Genomic DNA, 19,084 nt, shown 5'->3' on the forward strand with positions numbered 1-19,084 from the left:
CGCAATAGAATAATCGTCTCGATCTAAGTATAAAAGAAGCGGGAGGGTCAATAATGTCGCTTATAAAAGCAAGATTAGTCTATGCAGGGGCAGTTGGCCTTATGGTCGTCGCAGGTCTAGGGACGAGAGCCTGGTCAACGTATTTGCCTGATTTTATTGCTAATCACTTTGGCGATGCACTATGGGCGGCTATGGTATATTTCGGATTTCGCGTGATAGGGATTCATAAGCGGAAAGAGTGGTCATTGTTTGGGGGTGCATTATTTTGCGCCGTAATAGAGTTAAGCCAGCTATACCAGGCTGACTGGATCAACGCTGTCAGGGGCACAGCATTAGGCGGGCTTGTGTTGGGGCACGGTTTCTTATTTGTAGATCTCATCCGATATGGAATCGGTCTCGTAAGCGCATATGTATTGGACAAGCTGTTACGCAAGCCAATTATTCAAGAGGAAGAAGGGAGCATGCAGCATGTATGAGCTGAAGACCAAGGAAAACGATAACAGTGTCCTTGAATTTATCGAGAATGTAGAGCAACCCAAGAAGCGCGAGGATGCCTACAGGCTGCTGGATATCTTCGCGGAAACGACCGGTTATGCTGCGAAAATGTGGGGGCCAAGCATTATCGGCTTCGGATCGTATCACTATAAATATGCTACAGGGCACGAAGGAGATGCTCCGCTTGTTGGTTTCTCCCCAAGAAAGGCTAAGATCAGCTTGTATTTTGCGACAGGTGATACAGAGCGGGAAGCATTGTTGAAAGAATTCGGGAAGCACACATCAGGAAAAGCCTGCGTCTACATCAACAAAGTGGATGATATTGATGTTGAAGTTCTAAAGGCATTAATCCGGCAATCCGTTAAGTTTCTTAGGGAAACCTACCCCGGTTCGTGTCCCGTACAATAAGCCGGAGTCAAGCGTTTCGTTTAAACCCGTCATCAGATTCACCGATGACGGGTTTTTGCTCTTAGCTTGCTTTCCAGAGAGGGATAGCTCGGCAATGATCGGCGATGACGTTGATTCGGGCGCTGGAATACTTGTTTTACGGGAGTTTCCATGGAAGCCGTAGTGTTGCTCTACAGCAGTCATGTGTGCAGGGAGAAACTCGGGTGGAGTCTTGCTCCTTCAACACTCTGCACTGTCTCCCTAGAGGCGTCACTTTTCCCGTCGAACCCTAAAGGCGTTAAAGGCGTCACTCTCCCCGCAGTTCAGGAATAGTAGTTATGCTGGTGGCGGTCACGGTCATTCAATCGTCAGTTTCATCAATTCGATCCAAGCAACAGTTAATACTGTCGAACCCTAGGGGCGTTACTGTCCCAGTTGAACCCTAGGGGCGTCACTCTCCCCGCAGTTCAGGAATAGTAGTTATGCTGGTGGCGGTCATGGTCATTCAATCGTCAGTTTCATCAATTCGATCCAAGCAACAGTTAATACTGTCGAACCCTAGGGGCGTTACTGTCCCAGTTGAACCCTAGAGGCGTCACTCTCCCCGCAGTTCAGGAATAGTAGTTATGCTGGTGGTGGTCACGGTCATTCAATCGTCAGTTTCATCAATTCGATCCAAGCAACAGTTATTACTGTCGAACCCTAGGGGCGTTACTGTCCTAGTTGAACCCTAGAGGCGTCACTCTCCCCGCAGTTCAGGAAAACTGCGGTATGGAAGCGTGTACCCATTGGAATGTCTAGTACAGGGAGGACGTCCTTTTTTCAGTAAGGTGAAGCGTTAAACAAGTTGCACGTTACAGGCGTAGAAATAGGAATGAAAGTCCGTTGCTTCTGAACTAGAGGGATAGTGAAGCGTTAAACAAGTTGCATGTTACAGGCGTAGAAATAGGAATGAAAGTCTGTTGCTCCTGAACCAGAGGGATAGTGAAGCGTTAAACAAGTTGCACGTTACAGGTGTAGAAATAGGAATGAAAGTCCGTTGCTCCTGAACTCGAGGGATAGTGAAGCGTTAAACAAGTTGCACGTTATAGCTATAGAAATAAGAATGACGGTCCGCTGCTTTTGAACTAGAGGGATAATGAGGAAGGAAATGGAAATACGTTAAATGAATAGTATTAGGCAATTCATTATACCTAATTCACTGCAAAGAATATAAAAGAAATTTTCGAAAAAGAGAACATATGTTTGCAATTTATTGATGGATATGATATTCTTGTAAGTAAGAACGGATGATCGATTGGGAGGCGGGCGCATGCTTAAGGATGCGGTTGAACAATTTTACTTGCAGTTTCAGGGAGAGACATCCTATATATCGTATATTGAGCAGGCAAGATGGCCGAAGGGATTCGTTTGTCCAGCGTGCGGTCATAAGGCTGCTTATAAGATTAAGACGAGAAGCCTGCCGCTGTATGAGTGCAAGGACTGCAAACGGCATACTTCCCTAACAGCCAATACAATGATGCATAAAAGCCGCACACCGCTTGACAAGTGGTTGCTAGCCATATATCTAGTGTCTTCTTATGAAGCGAGTGTGAATGCTGTCCAGCTTTCAGATGTAATGAAGGTTACTTACAAGACAGCCTGGAGCATGCTGCATAAAATCCGTCAATGCATATCTCAATGGGATCATCGTCAACTACTTACAGGAAATGTCGAGGCTAAGCATGATATTTATATGAAACAGCTCGTCTTGACTCCGGAAAGACGGGAAAGGGAACAGTCTGTCATTATTGCAAGAGGATGCAGAGAGTTAAGTGAGGAGGGGGTTCTATTAAATTCTTCCAACAGTAATATAAGGAATCTGCCATACTACAAGATTAAGCTAATTTCTCGTGCCACTGAAACTTGGAAAGCACTATCCTATCAGGAACAGAGAGATTTTACCGACAAGTATTGTGGTTACCCGCTACGAACTCTCCATATGAATCCCGAATATAAGGCCTATCGCAAATATCCATACACTGAATCAGCGGAATTCTGGGTGGATAGCTTTGAGTCGGGAGATGACAGCCAGAAATTTCGACCTTGTGGATGGAGCGCCGCTGCTTTGAATGAAAAAGTGAAGGAGCAGCCTTTCCTTTTTCCCTTATCCGTTATCGCTTCAGAAGCATTTCGATGGATGAACGAGAAATTTAATGGCATTGGCAGGAAGTATGCTCAGAGCTACATAGATGAGTTTTGTTTTCGTATGAATTTTGCATGGGGACAAACTCAAAATCCATTATTAAGCTTGTTGCAGATGGCGTTGTACGATAGTGTCTCAATGACAAATAGACACCAAGTGAAGCAGTGTCATGCAAGAACAGGAGAGGATCAAGACAATTCTAGGTTTGGTTCACTGTTGAGAGCTGTGTGATGCTTGCAACAGACAGGGAAATAAAACCGTAACGTGCGAAGCAAATTTGCGATTGTTTTGATAAAACGATGGAGGGTAGAAGAATTGTTTCCGACCGCTCAAAATTAGACACTTTCTATAAAATGATTGAAATCGCCCCTTGTTCGAACTGTTTGTTTATTTGTTTATGACCATCCTTTGCTAGGAATGACCGACCGGCGCTGTAAGATTATTCTACTGCGAAGGCTTTTTGTTTGCTATACAATGATAAGAAACGTAATGATAAGAAACGTATCGAATTTTTTTAAAATGAAGAAAAGAAACATCTTGAAAAAAAATTTAAAATCGATCGAACATTTTGCCATGCCGGATTGTGTTACATATTAAAGGGGGGAAAAAGCAGCATGGAGGATACCTTGCAGCGTACGGGCAAGGAGATCACTCAAATCTATCAACGTCATGCAGACACGGTTTATAAGGTCTGCTTCATGATGCTACGAAATGTTGTGGATGCGGAGGAGGCGACACAGACTGTCTTCCTGAAGCTGATGCAGTCGGATAAAGCCTTCCGCGACAGTGAGCACGAGAAAGCTTGGCTCATTGTGACCGCCCGCAATCATTGCAAAAATATGCTTAAAAATTGGTGGAGACGGCTGCGGGTCGCTTGGGAAGAGAGCGATCAGAAGCAGCTGGCCGATGAAATCAAGCATGACGAAGTGATCGATGAGGTGCTTTCTCTCCCCGAGAAATATCGGCTTCCGATCTATCTCTTCTATTATGAAGGGTATAGCACGAAGGAGATTGCAGATCTGCTCTCCACGAAGGAAGCCACGATCCGCACGAGGCTACATACAGGCAGGAAGCTCTTGAAGCTGCAGATAGGTGGTGAACGGCATGAATGAGAAGGAATTGATCGCCCGCATAGGGAGAATCGGTCCGACGGAGACGCAGAAGGAGCGCATGCTGAGAAGCATTCTTGCACCCGAAGCGCCGAAGAAGGCGCCGCTGAAAGCGGCCTACCGATTGGCGATTCCCGCCGCATGCTGCGCGATGCTCGCACTCGTTCTCACCATTCCTCTCTTCTTCAAGCAAGAGGCGGCGATTCCGCAGCTTGTACCTGCAAGTGCGCAGCCTGCCGTTGGAGTTTCGGTGTTCGGAGTTCCTACCCGCGGATTGGACAGGATGGGACCGCAGAAATATATGAATTATAACGGACATCGCTATACGTTCCTGCAGCAAGGCGCTGCTTACGATCTGTCCGGCTTCATGCCGGAGTCGAAGGAGGAGTTGGGTTCGCTCCAATTCGATGTTCTGGAGGATCTGGGCAACGGCGGGAAGAAGGGCTACGCCGACAAGGATTATGCAGCAACCTTCCTCGTAGGGGGAACGCTGTACAGTCTTCCCGGCTACGATACCGGATTCCGCCTTGCGGTAGAGCTGGACGGGCAATATTATATCGCCCAGCTTGCCGGCAGAACGGATGACCGGATTATTCCGGCCGATGAATATATCGCATTGGCCGATCTGAAGCGGCTCGCCGAGCGGGTAGACATTATGGATCATAGCGGAAGCAAGCTGCTGCATTCGCTCGAGGAGAAGCGAGCTGTCAGGGAGTGGATTGAGGCGATAAGCGCCAGCAGCAGTGCGGATGATTTGACAAGTGAAGATTACGAGAGGCTTGCCGGGGCGCAATCCGAAGGCCAATCCTATATGATTAAGTATCATTTGAAGGACAACACAACAATTGACATGTACGTTGTACCGGAGCTGAAGCTGGCATCTATCGGCAATGGAAGGTATGTGCTGGACGATGCTTTCCTGAAGCAATATGGACAACTATTCATAAACAACTGAGACGAGAGGATGAATCATCATGAAAAAATACATGAAACGTTCCGTTGTAACATTGACAGCAGTAGCTTGTATCGCAGGAGGTGCTTCCGCTATGGCGGCTAACGGGCCTGTCGCGGTGCCGATCAGCGCTCCGGTGGAAGCCGTGCCGATCAGCGCTCCGGTGGAAGCCGTGCCGATCAGCGCTCCGTTGTATGAGATTATTCAGCAAAATATGCTGGAATCGCTGCGTATTTACGGCACGGCAACTTCCATTGAAGAAGGCCGTATCATGCTGGAAAACAATAACGAAAACGCCGAGTTCGACAAAATTGTCGTAAGCGTAGGAGAGGATACATTAATTCTGGATGCGGTAACGGGCTTGCCAATGTCCATCGATGACATTCGCGAGAACGAGACGCTGTATGCGTATGTGGGTCCTGCCATGACGATGAGCTTGCCTCCAATCTCCGGAGCGGAGCTGGTGCTGGCGAACATCCCGGCAGACTTCAAGGTTCCTGAATTTGCGGAAATCGATCGTGTCGAGGAAGGCGAAGACGGCAGCGTCATCGTGCATACGAATCGCGACACCACATACACAGTGACTGATGATACGAAGCTGTTCCCATACCTGACGAAAAATATCGTTACGAAGCACCACTTGATCCCTGGCACGAAGCTGCTCGTATGGGAACCGGCGGTAATGGGAGAGCAAGCTGAAGGAGAAGCTGGAGAACAAGAGGAAGCAGCTGCTCTGAAAATGATGGTGTTCGCTTACGGCTATAGCGGAACAGCGGAAGTGGGTCTGGACGGCCTGACAATTAGAGGCGAGGCGCAAGAGCTGTCCGAAGACGAGCAGCCGTATGTCGAGAATGGCCGTCTAATGCTTCCGTTCCGCCAGTTCGTAGAAGCGCTTGGCTACGAGATCCAATGGGATGAGGAGACGAGCGGCATTACGGTGCTTAACGGCGACAGAGAGCTGTACAGCTTCACTGCACGCGGCACAGAAGTCAAAGTGGGCGATGAAGAAGAGACTCGCGTATTGTTCGAAGCTGCTGCAGTCGCGAACGGCGTATCCTTCATGTCCGCAGACGATCTGTTGTTCCTGAACAATGTGAAGCTGGTTGAAGAGGAATAATCCCCAAGCAAAGGACATGCTTGTTGACTGCTCTCCAGATGTAATGGCACTCTCATGTAATGTCACTCTCATGTAATGGCATTCTCGTTTAATGGTACTCTAACATAAAAGCACAGGCTTCGAGGCTGGTCCAGTCCGAGGCCTGTGCTTTTTTTCGTTGACCGAATTCGGCCTGAGCCGACATGAATTTTCAATACCCAGACCATAAATTCAAGCCAAAACTCGCAACGACTATTTATAATAGAGATGAGGATAAGGACAAGGAAGGATGAGATGCGTGAATAGATATATCGTCATCGGGAATCGCCTCACGAGTTGCATCGGGTTGCTGCTCTTCCTGACCGTCATCTTCATCGGTTGCGATAGAGAGGAGCAGCAGGAGCTGTCCGAAACTGAACAAAAGGGCACGTACCTGGAAGTGTGGGGGACTTCTTCTTCGGAAGTTCCGATTCGGAAGGACGGCAAGTATTCTGCGTACCTCATGGAACGTACGGGCGTCGGCATTTATTCTCCTGTCGTCTTATGGGATGGGGGACGTGGATACGCGCAAAGACTGAATACCCGCATTGCGTCCGGGCAGATACCCGATCTGTTCCAGCCATGGTTAGGCAATGAGGCGGCGCTGATGAAGCAAGGCATGCTTGCGGATCTTACGGATGAGCTGCCTGTATATGCCCCTCATATATGGGAGCAGATTCCTGACGCCATATGGGAGGCTGTACGCTCCTCTGATCCTACCGGGCGAAGAAGAATCTACTATATTCCGTCCGTACACGACTATACGTACTACGGTCCCGTCATTCGGAAGGACTGGCTTGACCGGGTAGGGATGGAGGTGCCGAAGAGCAAGGAACAATATGTCGAGGTGCTGCGGGCGTTCCGCGATCAAGACGCGAACGGCAATGGCGACCCGCATGATGAGGTTCCCTTATCGGGAAGGGAGCACGGGCGTTGGATTGATCATCTGTTCGGCATGTACGGCGTGGCGATGTGGGAGGGCTTCCCTGCTTGGCACTTGTATGACGGTCAGCTAACCTATTCCGCCGTGACGTCCAATATGAAGGATGCGCTTGCCTTCATTCGTGAGCTGTATGCGGAAGGGCTGCTTGATCCCGATACGTTCCTGAATAGTGCATCGGATTGGCTTGAACTGATCCATTCCGATCGCATGGGCTCATGGTTCCATATTAACGACAACGCGGATATTCGAATGAACCGGATTCTAAACGTCAATAAGGAGATGGAACTGGTTCCACTGGGTATACCCGAAGTTGCCGGGAGGGAAGGGTTTATTGCGATTACACGAATCAACCGTCCGCAATGGGTCGTGGCCGCGAAAGACGAGCAGACGACACGCGCTGCGCTGAAGCTGCTGGATTGGGCTTCGAATCCGGCCAATCTGGCGGATGTGATCATGGGGGCGGAGGGCGTTCATTACCAGCAGACAGCGGAAGGTGGAGTGACGTTCAAGACGGAGCCGGCGAAGACGGAGACCAAATTCATTCTTCCTGTCTATTTCAGCTTGTCGGATGCCCTGTTGTCCAATGAATTGATCAGACAGTCGCTCCGAGATGAAGATCAGCGCAAAGTGTCCGAATGGCGAGATGCGATTATGATCGGCAATCAACCTTTCGGCCAGATCATCGCAGGCGACGGAATCCCCTCCAGCATCTATGAAGACTATCCGGAGATCAGGGGGATGACATTATACAGGGAGTACATGACGAAGATCGTCATAGGCGATTGGCCGCTGGACAAATTCGACGAATTCGTTCAGAAGTGGGAGCAGATGGGCGGACGGGAAGTGACGGAACGCGCCAGACTATGGTACAGCGGCTTAAGGTCCGAGTGAATGCGATTTCCTGTAGTCGCTGGGATTCCAGCCGGTCAGCTTCTGGAATACCTTGCGGAAATATTTAGGATTCTCATAGCCGACTTGCGCACACACTTCGTACAGCTTGGCTTCCCGGTTCAATAAGAGCTGCTTGGCTCTCTCGATACGTACATGCGTTAAGTAGGCCAGGAACGTAATCTTCGTCTGCTTGCGGAACAATTCGCTCAAGTAGTTCGGGCTGATGTAGAACTTCTCGGCAACGGAGAAGAGTGTCAGGTTATCGCCGTAATGGTTGTCGATATAGTCTTTAACCTCGTCAACGATATGGCGGCTGCCGGATTCGGATTGATGCTGCAGCCTGAGATGGACGATGCTGTCGAATAGCTTGTGCACCCAGCTCTTGCATTGCTCGAATGTCCAGATCGCATTCCGCGGCTCCAGAGACAGAATATCTTCGCCTGCCAGAAGAGTTAATTGCTGCAGCTGCCGCGGGGTCAGCTTGCTGGCTATGGCGGCATACACGTTCAGGCATTGCATGCGAAGATCGAGCTGGTTCAGCCCTCCGGTCGCTTGCAGGGTCTCAAGCAGCTTCTGTACAGCTGCGTCTATAATCTCAGGCTGAAGCTGTTCCATTGCGGCTTCGATGCCGGCGCTCCAATCCTCCGGAAGCATATATTCGGCATGACGGCTTCTGAACTGCTCGTAGTAGATGATCTGCTCTCCGCCGTCAACGGACATATAATCGCTTGCGGCCATCCGGGCTTGCTGGAAGGAGCGGCTAATCAGGCGTACAGATTCGCTGATCGAGCCCGCGCCGATGGATACCGTGTCATGGAACGACTCGGATAGCGAGGCTTGAACGCGGAGAATGCTCTCGTGATGGCGCATTCCGCTCTTCCAGGCGTGGTTCATCAGCACGGCGATTTCCGTCGGCGCATATTGGAAGGAGATAATAGTGGCATCGTTGCTCTCTCGCACAGTAACCGGCTGCTTCTCAACAATGCCGGCCGTACTCGATATTCTGGCTGACAAGCAAGTGATGTAGGGGTGCTTCAGCTCGATGCCGGTCGCTTCCAGAGCCTCCATCAGCTCTTCATTGTCCATGCCGGCACTTAACATGTCGCGCAGAATTAACAAGCGCTGCAAACCTATGCTTGAGGCTCCCAGCTTCTTATATTGCTCCAGCTCCTCCCGCTTCTCCTTCTCTTCCGCCAGCTCCTGAACGATCATCGCCAGACTGTTTTCCAGCTCCTTCTCTTCGACGGGCTTCAGTACATAATGCTTGACGCCCAGCATCATGCCTTTCTTGGCGTATTCGAATTCGGAGTATCCGCTCAGAATGATGAATTTCACATGAGGCAGCTCTTCGCGAATACGCCCGATCATCTCCAATCCATCCATTTGCGGCATCCGCAAGTCCGTCACGATAATATCCGGCCGAAGCTCCAGCGCGCGCGCTATTCCGTTCTTGCCGTTATAGGCGGAGCCGACGACGGTGCAGGCATGCTTCTGCCAATTAATAATCACCGTCAGTCCTTCAATGATTTGTTCCTCATCATCAACCAGCATAATTCTGTACATCGTATACCTCCTGTCTCATTCGGCTTCGATTGTCACTCCTCTATGGGGAGCGACAGGACCACTTCCGTCCTTTCATGCTCACTGGACCGGACGACAATCCCGTAAGCCCTTCCATAGGTCAGTACAATTCGTTCCTGAATATTGAGCAGTCCGATCGATTGGGAACTGTGCTCTTGCATGACAACGGATGCAAGTCTTGCATTCAACCATTCAAGCCGGGACGCGCTCATGCCCGCGCCGTCGTCCGCAATGACGAGATGCAGCACTCCCTCTTCCGTGCGGCTGGATATGCGAATATGGTAGAGCCTGTCATGCTCAATGAAGCCGTGAATGATGCTGTTCTCAATAATCGGTTGGAACAGCAAGCGAATCACGGGTGTGTGAATCAAGCTTTCCGGAATATCAACCGTCAGGCGAAAGCGGTTTTTGTAACGGATATTTTGCAGCTCGAGATACGCCTGCGCGTAGTCGAGCTCATCTTTTATGCAGTTAGGACGAGGCTTCTTGGTCAGAGCCATATGGAACAGCCGGCCTAACGTCTTGATCATGGCGGCCACTTCCGGATTGCCGCTCAGCTGCGCTTTCATTCGGATCGATTCCAGTGTATTGTACAGCCAATGCGGATTAATCTGGCTTTGGAGCGCCAGGAAGCGGGCTTCGTCTTGCTTGATCTTCGCCTTGTAGACGTCTTCTATCAGATGCTTGATCTTGGCAATCATCAAGTTATATGTGCTGGTCAGCCGCTGAAATTCCATGCTGTTCCCGGCTTCCTCGATGGGCAGGTAGTAGCCGTTCTCCACATGTCTCATGCCGTGAATCAAGTGCTTGATCGGCTTCATGATTTGCATGCTGAGCATCGCGGCAATGACCAGAATAACGAGCAGAGTGACGCCGGCGACGATCAGAGCCAAGTTGCGGTAGCTCTTGATGCTTTCATACAGCACCTCCTTGGATACGGCAACGGTAATGATCATTCCGTTCGGATACGCTTCGCTTCTATGAATGAAATAACGGCTTTGGTCGGGGCCGTCAGCCTCCTGCTCTATTAGAGTTGCGGTACTGTCGGAGTCGAATATATACCGATTGTCGTTGGTCATCAAGAGCACCCGGGTATGATACGTCTCGCTAATCTCATTCATGTAGTCATCGGAGTACACCAGGGTATTCGGCGCCAGATGAAACAGGATGACACCGGCCTTGCGGCCCTCGGGATCCGTCAGCAGTCTTCCGACGGAGAACATGTTCTGGGGAGTGCTGCTCGAGGAATAGGTCAATGAATGAGCTGGAGTGACAATGAGCTGTCCTCGGGACTCGATAATCGAACGGTACCATTCCTGCTCGTTCAGATAGGGCAGCGTCAGATGCTCCGGACTGATTCCGTGGCTGTAGGTTTTCCCGCTGCTGGCAATGATCATAATGCCTTGAAGGTAGGGCATTTGCGTATAGAAATGAGCCAGCCGGGTATTGACCTCCAGATTGTAATTAATTTTGTCGATCGTGGAATAGCGGTTCTCCTGGCCCAAATAATAGATTAATTCATAGTCGGTGAAGAGGGCTTTCGACGTATTGTCCATGCTGGACAAGTACATAGTGATGGAATGCTCCAGCTGCTCGGCGAACAAGGTGCTGAAATTGTGCGAGGCTTCCTCGATATCGGACTTGGCTTGCAGATAAAAGATATGGATGATCAAGAGCACGGGGATCGTGCATAACAGGATGTAGCTCATAAGCAGCTTTGTAGAAAAACGAAGACGTCTTTTTTTAAATAAATTTGAAAGCGTTATCATATGAACCACCGAACTTTCCATCCCAAATTGTAGTTCGATTATAGGCCAGCGAGTCCGGTTTATCAACCCGAGAATGTCGCCGGCATGCATGTGCGTAAGATTGATGCCTATAACATCGTAGGAATGGCCCCCACAGCGCTGTCAGATCATTTATATACTGGAAGCAAGCAAAAGAAAGAGGGAGTGAGCAAACTTGGCGCGTGCAGAAGAGCTTCAATATCATCCGGGAGTCGGCAACAGGGGGGAAGTCCCGGCATTCAGAAGGAAGTGGAGAAGACAGTGGCCGTTATATGCGATGGCGTTGCCAGGCATATTGTTTTTTATCATTTTCAAGTATGTGCCGTTAGGCGGGTCGATCATTGCTTTTCAGGATTATATGATTTTCAAAGGAATTCGTGAAAGCCCTTTCGTTGGCTTGAAGCACTTTGAAGCATTCTTCCATTACTCGAACTTTTGGAGAGTATTCAAAAATACGGCAATTATCGGGTTTTACAATATTGTGTTTGTTTTTCCGGCGCCGATCCTTCTGGCCATCCTGTTCAATGAGCTTCGTCATGTGGTGTACAAGCGTACCTTACAGACGGTCTATTATTTGCCGCATTTCTTTTCCTGGGTCATCATCGCCGGAATCACCTTCGATGTCCTGTCGACGGGGGGATTGTTCAATACCGTCCGCGATTGGTTGGGACTGGAGCCGATCTTGATCATGCAGAAAGCTGAATATTTCCGCGGGGTCATCGTGCTCACCAGCATATGGAGGGATGTCGGATGGGGAACTATCATTTTATTGGCTGCGATGAGCGGCATCAATCCGGAGGTCTACGAATCCGCAATGGTCGATGGGGCCAATCGATTTAGACAAATCTTTAGCATTACGCTTCCTTTGATCATGCCTACCGTTATCGTTTTATTTCTACTGAATATCGGCAATTTTCTGGATCTGAGCTTCGAGCAAATTTATAATCTTCTGTCGCCGATGACCTACAGTGCGGGCGATGTGATCGATACGTACGTGTATCGGGTCGGGATTCTCCAAGGCCAATATAGCGCAACTACAGCCATCGGGATGTTTCAGTCGGTCATCGGCTTGATATTGGTGGTCATCTTCAACTCGCTGGCCAAACGATTTCAAGAGGGTGGGGGGATCTGGTAATGGGTGTTCATGGCGAATCCGTCTTGGAAAAATGTTTTCGATATGCCAACGCCGTGTTTCTTGGCATCTTGGCATTGCTAATGCTGTTGCCGCTGATTACGGTCGTCTCGACTTCGATCAGCAGCGCCGTTGCAGTCGATATGGGTCGGGTATTCCTGTGGCCGGTTGAGTTCACTACCGCATCATGGGAACGCATATTGGGCCGGGAGGCGCTATGGCAATCATTCGGCGTTACTGTAGCCGCAACCGTCCTTGGCACCGGGATGAGTCTGATGATGACGGCGCTGCTTGCCTATCCCATGGCGAAGAAGGAATTCGCCCTCGCCAAGATCATCTCAATAGGCGTAATTGTGACGATGGTGTTCCGCTACCCGATCATCCCTTATTTCTTGACATTAAGGGACCTGGGCTTATTTGACAGCTTCTGGGTGCTCATTGTTCCTCATATGATCGTGGCGTACAACCTGATTATTATGCGGACGTTCTTCAAGGAGCTTCCGATTGAGCTTGAAGAGGCTGCCCAACTGGAGGGCTGCGGTTATTTCCAAATTTTGTTCCGCATTGTGCTGCCTTTGTCGAAGGCCGTTTTGGCGACGCTGGGCATCTTCTACGCCGTCATGATCTGGAATCAATTCATGCATCCCTTGCTGTTTATTGAAAATCAGGATCTGTACCCGCTGCAACTGAGACTGCGCCAGTATATTGTAAGTGCGGAATCTATTGAAATGTTGGTTGGCGACGAGCTTCCCAAGTACAATGCAACGACACTGCGGGCGGCGACCATCATTTTTGCGACTTTGCCGATTGTGATCGTCTATCCGTTCTTGCAGAAGCACTTCGTGAAAGGAGCCTTGCTCGGCTCTGTGAAGTAAATGCTTGTACAGGATGGTTATGAATGCCGTGCTATGCACAGCTTCATATATGAGAAACGCCAATAAGCATTTATAATTTCGGGTGTCCCGAAAACTTGTAAATGCTTATGTGGTAAAAATCAAGAGAGGGGTAAAAACAAATGAAGGCTCTAAGTGGATTCAAAATGCTGACTCTTGTTTTGATTGCCGCAACGGCGATTGCGGGTTGTTCTTCCGATTCGAAGCCATCGTCAAGTCCAAGCGGGTCGAACAGTCCGAACGAGACTAGCGGCACTGCAGGAGAGAAACAGGAAGTTCCGTATGTGGAGGTGTGGAAAGAAAACTTCTCCACGATCGATGTGAATGAAAAAAGCAAAATATCCAAGTATATTGCGGAGCAATCGGGGATCGGCGTCATTCATCCGTCCATCCCTTGGGAGGGCGGAAGCGCCTATATTCAACGGTTGAATACGCGAATTGCCAGCGGAGACTTGCCAGATCTATTCCTTCCTTGGCAAGGGAATGAGAATACCCTGATCACGCAAGGCGCCGTAGCGGATTTGACCGACATGTTGCCAAAGTATGCGCCCCACCTATGGGAAAGTGTGCCTGAAGAGGTCTGGGATGTGGTGCGGACGGCCGATCCATCCGGCAAGGGACGAATCTATTATGTCCCTCTAGTCAACACCTACACCTTCTATGGTTCGTTTATCCGCAAGGACTGGCTGGACCGAGTCGGAATGGAAGTCCCCAAGACACAGGAAGAGTATGTGGAAGTATTGCGAGCATTCCGTGACCAGGATGCCAACGGGAACGGTGATCCGAACGACGAGCTTCCCGTATCCGGCCGTGAGTTCGGACGATGGATGGACCATTTATTCGGCATGTACGGCATTGCAATGTGGGAAGGGTTTCCGATGTGGGACATCTATGACGGGGAGTTGACCTACTCTGCTGTAACCCCGAATATGAAGGACGCCATCGCATTCATCAGAGATTTGTATGCCGAGAAGCTGCTCGATCAGAATACGTTCCTTAATCAAGGCTCGGATTGGGTATCTGCCATCGATGGAGATAAGCTTGGATCATGGTTCCATATTAATACAACCTTAATCAATCGAACCAAAAAAATAGCAACAGTAAACCCGGAGGTTGAAGTGGCGGCTTTAGGCATACCCAAAGTAGACGGCTACGACGGTTTTATCACCAATACGCAGTTGAATCGACCGAATTGGCTTATCGCGAATAAGGATGAGGAGACGGTCATTCACGCACTGGAATTGTTGGATTGGATGGAGAATCCGGACAATGTGGAGAAGATTGTGCTTGGATTAGAAGGCGTACACTATGAGTTGGTGGATGGAAAGCCCGTATTCCTTCAAGTAGATGCTGCTACCACCGAACCTAAGGTTATGGCTAGGGCGGTCAATAACCTGTCCAGCATTCAGCTCGAGAACGAAATCCAGTTAAATGCGGCAGATCCGGAGTCGGCCAGACTCTATGAGAATCGGGATCAGGTGCTGCTCGACGCTCAGAAGTATGGCAAAACGATTGCCGGAGACGGCATTCCCGCTTCTGTATACGAGGGGTATCCGGATATTCGGAACCACACCTTGTACCAGGAGTATATGACCAAAATTATTATCGGAGAGCTTGACATTAGTGCGTTCGACGAATTCGTGGACAAATGGTATCAGTCGGGCGGGCAAGCTGTGACGGAGGCTGCAAGAGCCTGGTACGCAGACCTTTCCAAATAATCCGCGATCAAGATTCGATTAAGATTAAACCGGCTTCGACAGTTGTAAAACTGTCGAAGTTGGCTTTAATACTTCTGTACACCGTTAAATCGGAGTCGGCGTTTACGATCATCACACTTATATTGGAGGGATGATTAATGACAAACGTTCAAAAAAAAGGAATAATCTTCATCTTGATCTTCAGCCTGCTCATCATGATTGCGCCGAAAGCGGCAGAAGCGGATGCGGTTGAAGAGGTCACCGAGGCCGAGTTCGCCCAATTGCGCGCGAAATGGAAGGAATATTTGACGGGAGGCTCCCTCGACAGCTCATTGCTAAGCGATCCCCATGTAAACAATCTGATTCTGACCACTGTGAATAATGCGCAATTATTTTGGGATACGATGGACACAACGCCAACCAGAACCAGACTTTGGAATGAAGATGGATTTTTCGAAACAAATGACAATAAGAGCGGCTACATCTCCCAAAGCTTCGGAAGATTAAGGGTGATGGCCGAGGCTTATGTGATGGAGGACTCTTCCCTGTATGGGAATAGCGAATTAAAGGATGCTATAGTATCGGCTATGAATTGGATTTACAGCAACTGGTACAATGAATCCATTATTCCGGACCCGCCGTCGTACGACGATCACGATACAGAAACCTGGACGGTCGGGAATTGGTACGATTGGCAGATCGGTTCCCCGCTTGTGATTAATGATATCATTATACTCATGTATGACGACTTTACGAGGACGCTTAGAGATGACTATATGGCTGCTATCTTGCATTACAACCCCGATCTGGAGTATGGCGGGGGCGGAGGATATACGGAAATGCTCGGCGGCAATCTGGCGTGGAAGGCACTCGTATTCACTCTTATGGGAGCCATCCAGGGCAAGTCTGATCCTGATGCTTTGAATGGAACGGATCCTTTGGTAGAAGCAAAGGAACATGTTGATGAAGCTAGGGCGAAGGTTATGGAAGTGTTTCGGTATCGCACGGAACCTCCTAATGAAGCTCAACGCATTGGCGACAGCGGTTTTTATGAAGATGGGTCATTTATCGGCCATTATGCTCATTCTTATCTTGGCGGGTATGGGCTGGCGTTGCTCAGGAATCTTTCGCCACTGATGGACTTGTTCAGAGATACGAGATGGGAGATCAAGTATGAAGCACCCGAGACGAACCCCGACCATCTCTATTCCTTTATTTATGATGCCTATGAGCCCCTGATGTATAAAGGAGCTCTGATGGATATGACCAGGGGACGAGGGATAACAAGTTTCAGGAATACGGATCGCAGTACAGGAATTGCGATTGCGCGAGCCATCCTGGATGTCGCGCAGCATGCACCGGCGGCCGATCAAGCAAGACTGAAGGCTATGGTTAAGCAATGGATCGAGGACGATACAGAAGGCAGAATTTTCGATGGGGCTAATATTCAGAGTATTAAAAACTTGAATGAATTAATTGCCGATACCGCTATTGCGGCGAGAGGAGAGCTCGTCGAACATAAAACCTTCTACCGCACGGATCAGGTCGTGCACAGACGTCCCGGTTATGCCTTGGGACTTAGCATGTATTCTACGCGCATTCAAAATTTCGAGTCATTCAATAAAGAAAATAAACAAGGCTGGTATATAAACGCCGGCGCCACCTATCTGTACAATGACGACCTGGGTCATTACTCTAATCAATACTGGCCGACCGTCAATTCCTACCGCATTCCCGGTACGACAGTAGATACAAAGACGTTGCTTGTTGATACAAAAGGCAATGGGAGGAATCATGATAAAGCTTCTACAGCCTCATGGGTGGGCGGGGCCTCCTTGCCTTCAAATTATGGCGTAGCGGGCATGGAGGTGGCTGATGTCCAAGAGCCTTCGCTCAGGGCGAAAAAATCATGGTTCATGTTCGATGATGAAGTCGTAGCTCTGGGAAGCGATATTGTGAGCGCCGATCAAGCCAACACGATTGAGACGATTGTAGAGAACAGGCAGATTAAACAGGATGGAAGCAATGTCTTGTTGGTGAATGGGAACGACGCCAGTTCGGCCACGGTCACAGGCAGCGTGTATGAGGCCTCGAATGCGGATTGGATTCATCTGGAGGGCAATGTAAGCGGTGCGGACATTGGTTATTACTTTCCGGATTCGCCGACGGTAAAGGTACTCCGGGAGGAAAGAAGCGCTAGCTGGGAAGCAGTCAGCGAATACAGCAAACAAATCAGCTTGGCAGTTCGTGCTCCCATCGCCGACGCTTATATTCAGGGAGGGGGGTACGCCGATACAAACTTTGGTGAAGATAGCGTGCTTCGTGCGAAGGATTCTCTGACGGATGAGTATACCCGGAAATCGTACTTGAAATTTGATATTTCGGATATCAAAAGCGTCAAAGAAGACGGGGGAAGCACTCTGCGTATTTATGGCCATAATAGCGAAAGTACAAATTCAGTCACCGTCAACGTGTACGGTGTAACGGATAACGGCTGGACTGAGGAAGGAATTACGTGGAATAATGCGCCCGCTGCTCAGAGTACCGCATTGGATTCGGTATATATTAACGAGCATTGGAAGTATTATGAGTGGGATGTCAGCGAATTTGTAACCGATCAGTTGGACAATGGCGCACAGTCGGTTACGTTCATGATCGAAGGTGCGAATGATGAAGCGAATACGTTCTATGCCTTCAGCGGGGAACGCGAATTCAATAAGCCTCAGCTTCGGCTGGATATACCGGAATATAAACGCCAATATATGAATATATGGTTCGATCATGGCATTATGCCCGATCATCAGTCGTATGCTTATGTGTTGTTGCCCAATCAATCCTCTGAAGACGTGGCCAGCTATGCTGACAACCCGGACATTGAGATTATTAGCAACGACACCAATGTCCACGCCGTTAAAGAAAATAGTTTACATATTACGGCCATCAACTTCTGGGAAAATAATAATAGCGAAGTGGCGGGGGTAAGAAGCAATAATAAGGCTTCATTCATCATGCAGGAAGATCCAGGAGTGGAATTGGATATAGCCGTCTCGGACCCGACTCAGGAAAACACGGGAACTATCGAGATATCGCTTGATAAGAAAGCGCAGTCTGTCATCAGCAAGGATGCAGAAATTACGGTTACCCAGCTAACCCCATTCATCAAGCTGTCCGTAGATGTCAATGGTTCATTCGGCAAGACCTTCCATATTCAATTCAGCAATCCGGAGGATAGTACGCTTGCGCCCTCTATACAGCCTGTAAAGGATGCGTATGTTCAGGATGGCGGATATGCCTCCACCAATTTCGGAACGGGTGGATTGCTGCGAGTCAAGGATGCGGTTGCGGCGGGATATACACGTAAATCTTATTTGCAATTCGATGTGTCAAGCTTAAGCAGTGTAAGCAAGGCGCAGCTTCTGGTGTATGGCAGAAACAGCGAGTCGACGAGTACGATCGGGATAAAGGCTTATGGCGTAGCTGACGATACTTGGTCCGAGGACACGATCACATGGAATAATAGCCCCGCCGCCAGCGCTCAGGAATTAGACACTGCTAATGTTAATGACACTTGGAAGTATTACGTATGGGATATCACTTCTTATGTCCAACAAGAATTAGCCGGGGACGGGGTAGTGTCGATTATGCTGGCGGGAACCGATGACGAGAATCAGGCGTTCTATGGATACAGCAAAGAGACAACGAACACGCCTCCCCTTCTTGTCATCGAAGAATAATAACTGACGGAGGAAATCGATGAAGATTGATCAAGTATCATTTCATAATGTAGCGGAACTAGAAGTGCTTGAAGGCATGCAAGGGGTGAGGCTTCAGCGGTTTCCCGGCAACGTCCGGCAAGCATTGGGCGGACCGGGAATGACACGCGGAGCCAGGAGCGCG

The 19,084-nt window shown here is 49.2% G+C and carries 13 protein-coding genes; 11 read left to right on the forward strand and 2 right to left on the reverse strand.

Going from position 1 to position 19,084, the window contains the following annotated elements; all coding sequences use genetic code 11:
• Positions 1 to 53: 53 nt before the first annotated feature.
• The 7 genes from M6D81_RS25590 to M6D81_RS25620 all read left to right on the forward strand — a co-directional run bounded on the left by M6D81_RS25590 (position 54) and on the right by M6D81_RS25620 (position 8,097).
• Positions 54 to 476 carry a ribosomal maturation YjgA family protein gene (locus tag M6D81_RS25590; RefSeq protein WP_262680009.1) on the forward strand — a complete coding sequence of 141 codons (423 nt, stop codon included), beginning with the start codon at positions 54 to 56 and terminating at the stop codon, positions 474 to 476.
• Positions 469 to 903 carry a DUF1801 domain-containing protein gene (locus tag M6D81_RS25595; protein ID WP_262680010.1) on the forward strand — a complete coding sequence of 145 codons (435 nt, stop codon included), beginning with the start codon at positions 469 to 471 and terminating at the stop codon, positions 901 to 903. Before M6D81_RS25590 ends, M6D81_RS25595 begins: the two co-directional genes overlap by 8 nt.
• A 1,291-nt stretch (positions 904 to 2,194) precedes the next feature.
• Entirely contained in the window at positions 2,195 to 3,298 is a 1,104-nt protein-coding gene (locus tag M6D81_RS25600) for a transposase (protein WP_262680011.1), read from the forward strand.
• A 383-nt stretch (positions 3,299 to 3,681) separates the two neighbouring features.
• On the forward strand, positions 3,682 to 4,179 hold the full coding sequence (locus tag M6D81_RS25605) for an RNA polymerase sigma factor (protein WP_262680012.1): 498 nt from the start codon (positions 3,682 to 3,684) through the stop codon (positions 4,177 to 4,179).
• Positions 4,172 to 5,131: a hypothetical protein gene (locus tag M6D81_RS25610; RefSeq protein ID WP_262680013.1), complete on the forward strand. Its 960-nt coding sequence runs from the start codon at positions 4,172 to 4,174 to the stop codon at positions 5,129 to 5,131. The genes M6D81_RS25605 and M6D81_RS25610 overlap by 8 nt, the downstream gene beginning before the upstream one ends.
• 19 nt (positions 5,132 to 5,150) lie before the next feature.
• The gene (locus tag M6D81_RS25615) at positions 5,151 to 6,245 is read left to right on the forward strand and encodes a copper amine oxidase N-terminal domain-containing protein (protein WP_262680014.1); all 1,095 of its coding nucleotides are present in this window, start codon (positions 5,151 to 5,153) and stop codon (positions 6,243 to 6,245) included.
• A gap of 277 nt (positions 6,246 to 6,522) precedes the next feature.
• The gene (locus M6D81_RS25620) at positions 6,523 to 8,097 is read left to right on the forward strand and encodes an extracellular solute-binding protein (protein ID WP_262680015.1); all 1,575 of its coding nucleotides are present in this window, start codon (positions 6,523 to 6,525) and stop codon (positions 8,095 to 8,097) included.
• Here the strand turns inward: M6D81_RS25620 and M6D81_RS25625 are convergent.
• The gene (locus M6D81_RS25625; RefSeq protein ID WP_262680016.1) at positions 8,083 to 9,660 is read right to left on the reverse strand and encodes a response regulator transcription factor; all 1,578 of its coding nucleotides are present in this window, start codon (positions 9,658 to 9,660) and stop codon (positions 8,083 to 8,085) included. The genes M6D81_RS25620 and M6D81_RS25625 overlap by 15 nt on opposite strands.
• 32 nt (positions 9,661 to 9,692) lie before the next feature.
• Positions 9,693 to 11,447, reverse strand: coding sequence for a cache domain-containing sensor histidine kinase (locus M6D81_RS25630; protein ID WP_262680024.1), 1,755 nt, complete (start codon positions 11,445 to 11,447; stop codon positions 9,693 to 9,695).
• Between the two features lie 193 nt (positions 11,448 to 11,640).
• On the opposite strand from M6D81_RS25630, the gene M6D81_RS25635 reads away from it, so the two are divergent.
• The 4 genes from M6D81_RS25635 (at position 11,641) to M6D81_RS25650 (ending at position 18,921) form a co-directional block, all read left to right on the forward strand.
• A complete protein-coding gene (locus tag M6D81_RS25635) occupies positions 11,641 to 12,600 on the forward strand; it encodes an ABC transporter permease (protein WP_317259167.1) in 960 nt (319 codons plus the stop codon).
• On the forward strand, positions 12,600 to 13,472 hold the full coding sequence (locus M6D81_RS25640; protein WP_262680017.1) for a carbohydrate ABC transporter permease: 873 nt from the start codon (positions 12,600 to 12,602) through the stop codon (positions 13,470 to 13,472). Before M6D81_RS25635 ends, M6D81_RS25640 begins: the two co-directional genes overlap by 1 nt.
• Before the next feature lie 140 nt (positions 13,473 to 13,612).
• Positions 13,613 to 15,208: an extracellular solute-binding protein gene (locus M6D81_RS25645; protein WP_262680018.1), complete on the forward strand. Its 1,596-nt coding sequence runs from the start codon at positions 13,613 to 13,615 to the stop codon at positions 15,206 to 15,208.
• 137 nt (positions 15,209 to 15,345) lie between these two features.
• Positions 15,346 to 18,921, forward strand: coding sequence for a CBM96 family carbohydrate-binding protein (locus tag M6D81_RS25650; protein ID WP_262680019.1), 3,576 nt, complete (start codon positions 15,346 to 15,348; stop codon positions 18,919 to 18,921).
• Positions 18,922 to 19,084 lie beyond the last annotated feature (163 nt).

It is taken from the genome of Paenibacillus sp. J5C2022, from assembly GCF_025567625.1.
Classification (GTDB): domain Bacteria; phylum Bacillota; class Bacilli; order Paenibacillales; family Paenibacillaceae; genus Pristimantibacillus.

Excerpts from the sequence above, each read along its gene's own strand:
- M6D81_RS25630 (WP_262680024.1), bottom strand. The coding sequence starts at position 11,447 with ATGATAACGCTTTCAAATTTATTTAAAAAAAGACGTCTTCGTTTTTCT.
- M6D81_RS25645 (WP_262680018.1), top strand. The coding sequence starts at position 13,613 with ATGAAGGCTCTAAGTGGATTCAAAATGCTGACTCTTGTTTTGATTGCC.
- M6D81_RS25600 (WP_262680011.1), top strand. The coding sequence starts at position 2,195 with ATGCTTAAGGATGCGGTTGAACAATTTTACTTGCAGTTTCAGGGAGAG.
- M6D81_RS25625 (WP_262680016.1), bottom strand. The coding sequence starts at position 9,660 with ATGTACAGAATTATGCTGGTTGATGATGAGGAACAAATCATTGAAGGA.
- M6D81_RS25640 (WP_262680017.1), top strand. The coding sequence starts at position 12,600 with ATGGGTGTTCATGGCGAATCCGTCTTGGAAAAATGTTTTCGATATGCC.
- M6D81_RS25595 (WP_262680010.1), top strand. The coding sequence starts at position 469 with ATGTATGAGCTGAAGACCAAGGAAAACGATAACAGTGTCCTTGAATTT.
- M6D81_RS25590 (WP_262680009.1), top strand. The coding sequence starts at position 54 with ATGTCGCTTATAAAAGCAAGATTAGTCTATGCAGGGGCAGTTGGCCTT.
- M6D81_RS25650 (WP_262680019.1), top strand. The coding sequence starts at position 15,346 with ATGACAAACGTTCAAAAAAAAGGAATAATCTTCATCTTGATCTTCAGC.
- M6D81_RS25610 (WP_262680013.1), top strand. The coding sequence starts at position 4,172 with ATGAATGAGAAGGAATTGATCGCCCGCATAGGGAGAATCGGTCCGACG.
- M6D81_RS25615 (WP_262680014.1), top strand. The coding sequence starts at position 5,151 with ATGAAAAAATACATGAAACGTTCCGTTGTAACATTGACAGCAGTAGCT.
- M6D81_RS25605 (WP_262680012.1), top strand. The coding sequence starts at position 3,682 with ATGGAGGATACCTTGCAGCGTACGGGCAAGGAGATCACTCAAATCTAT.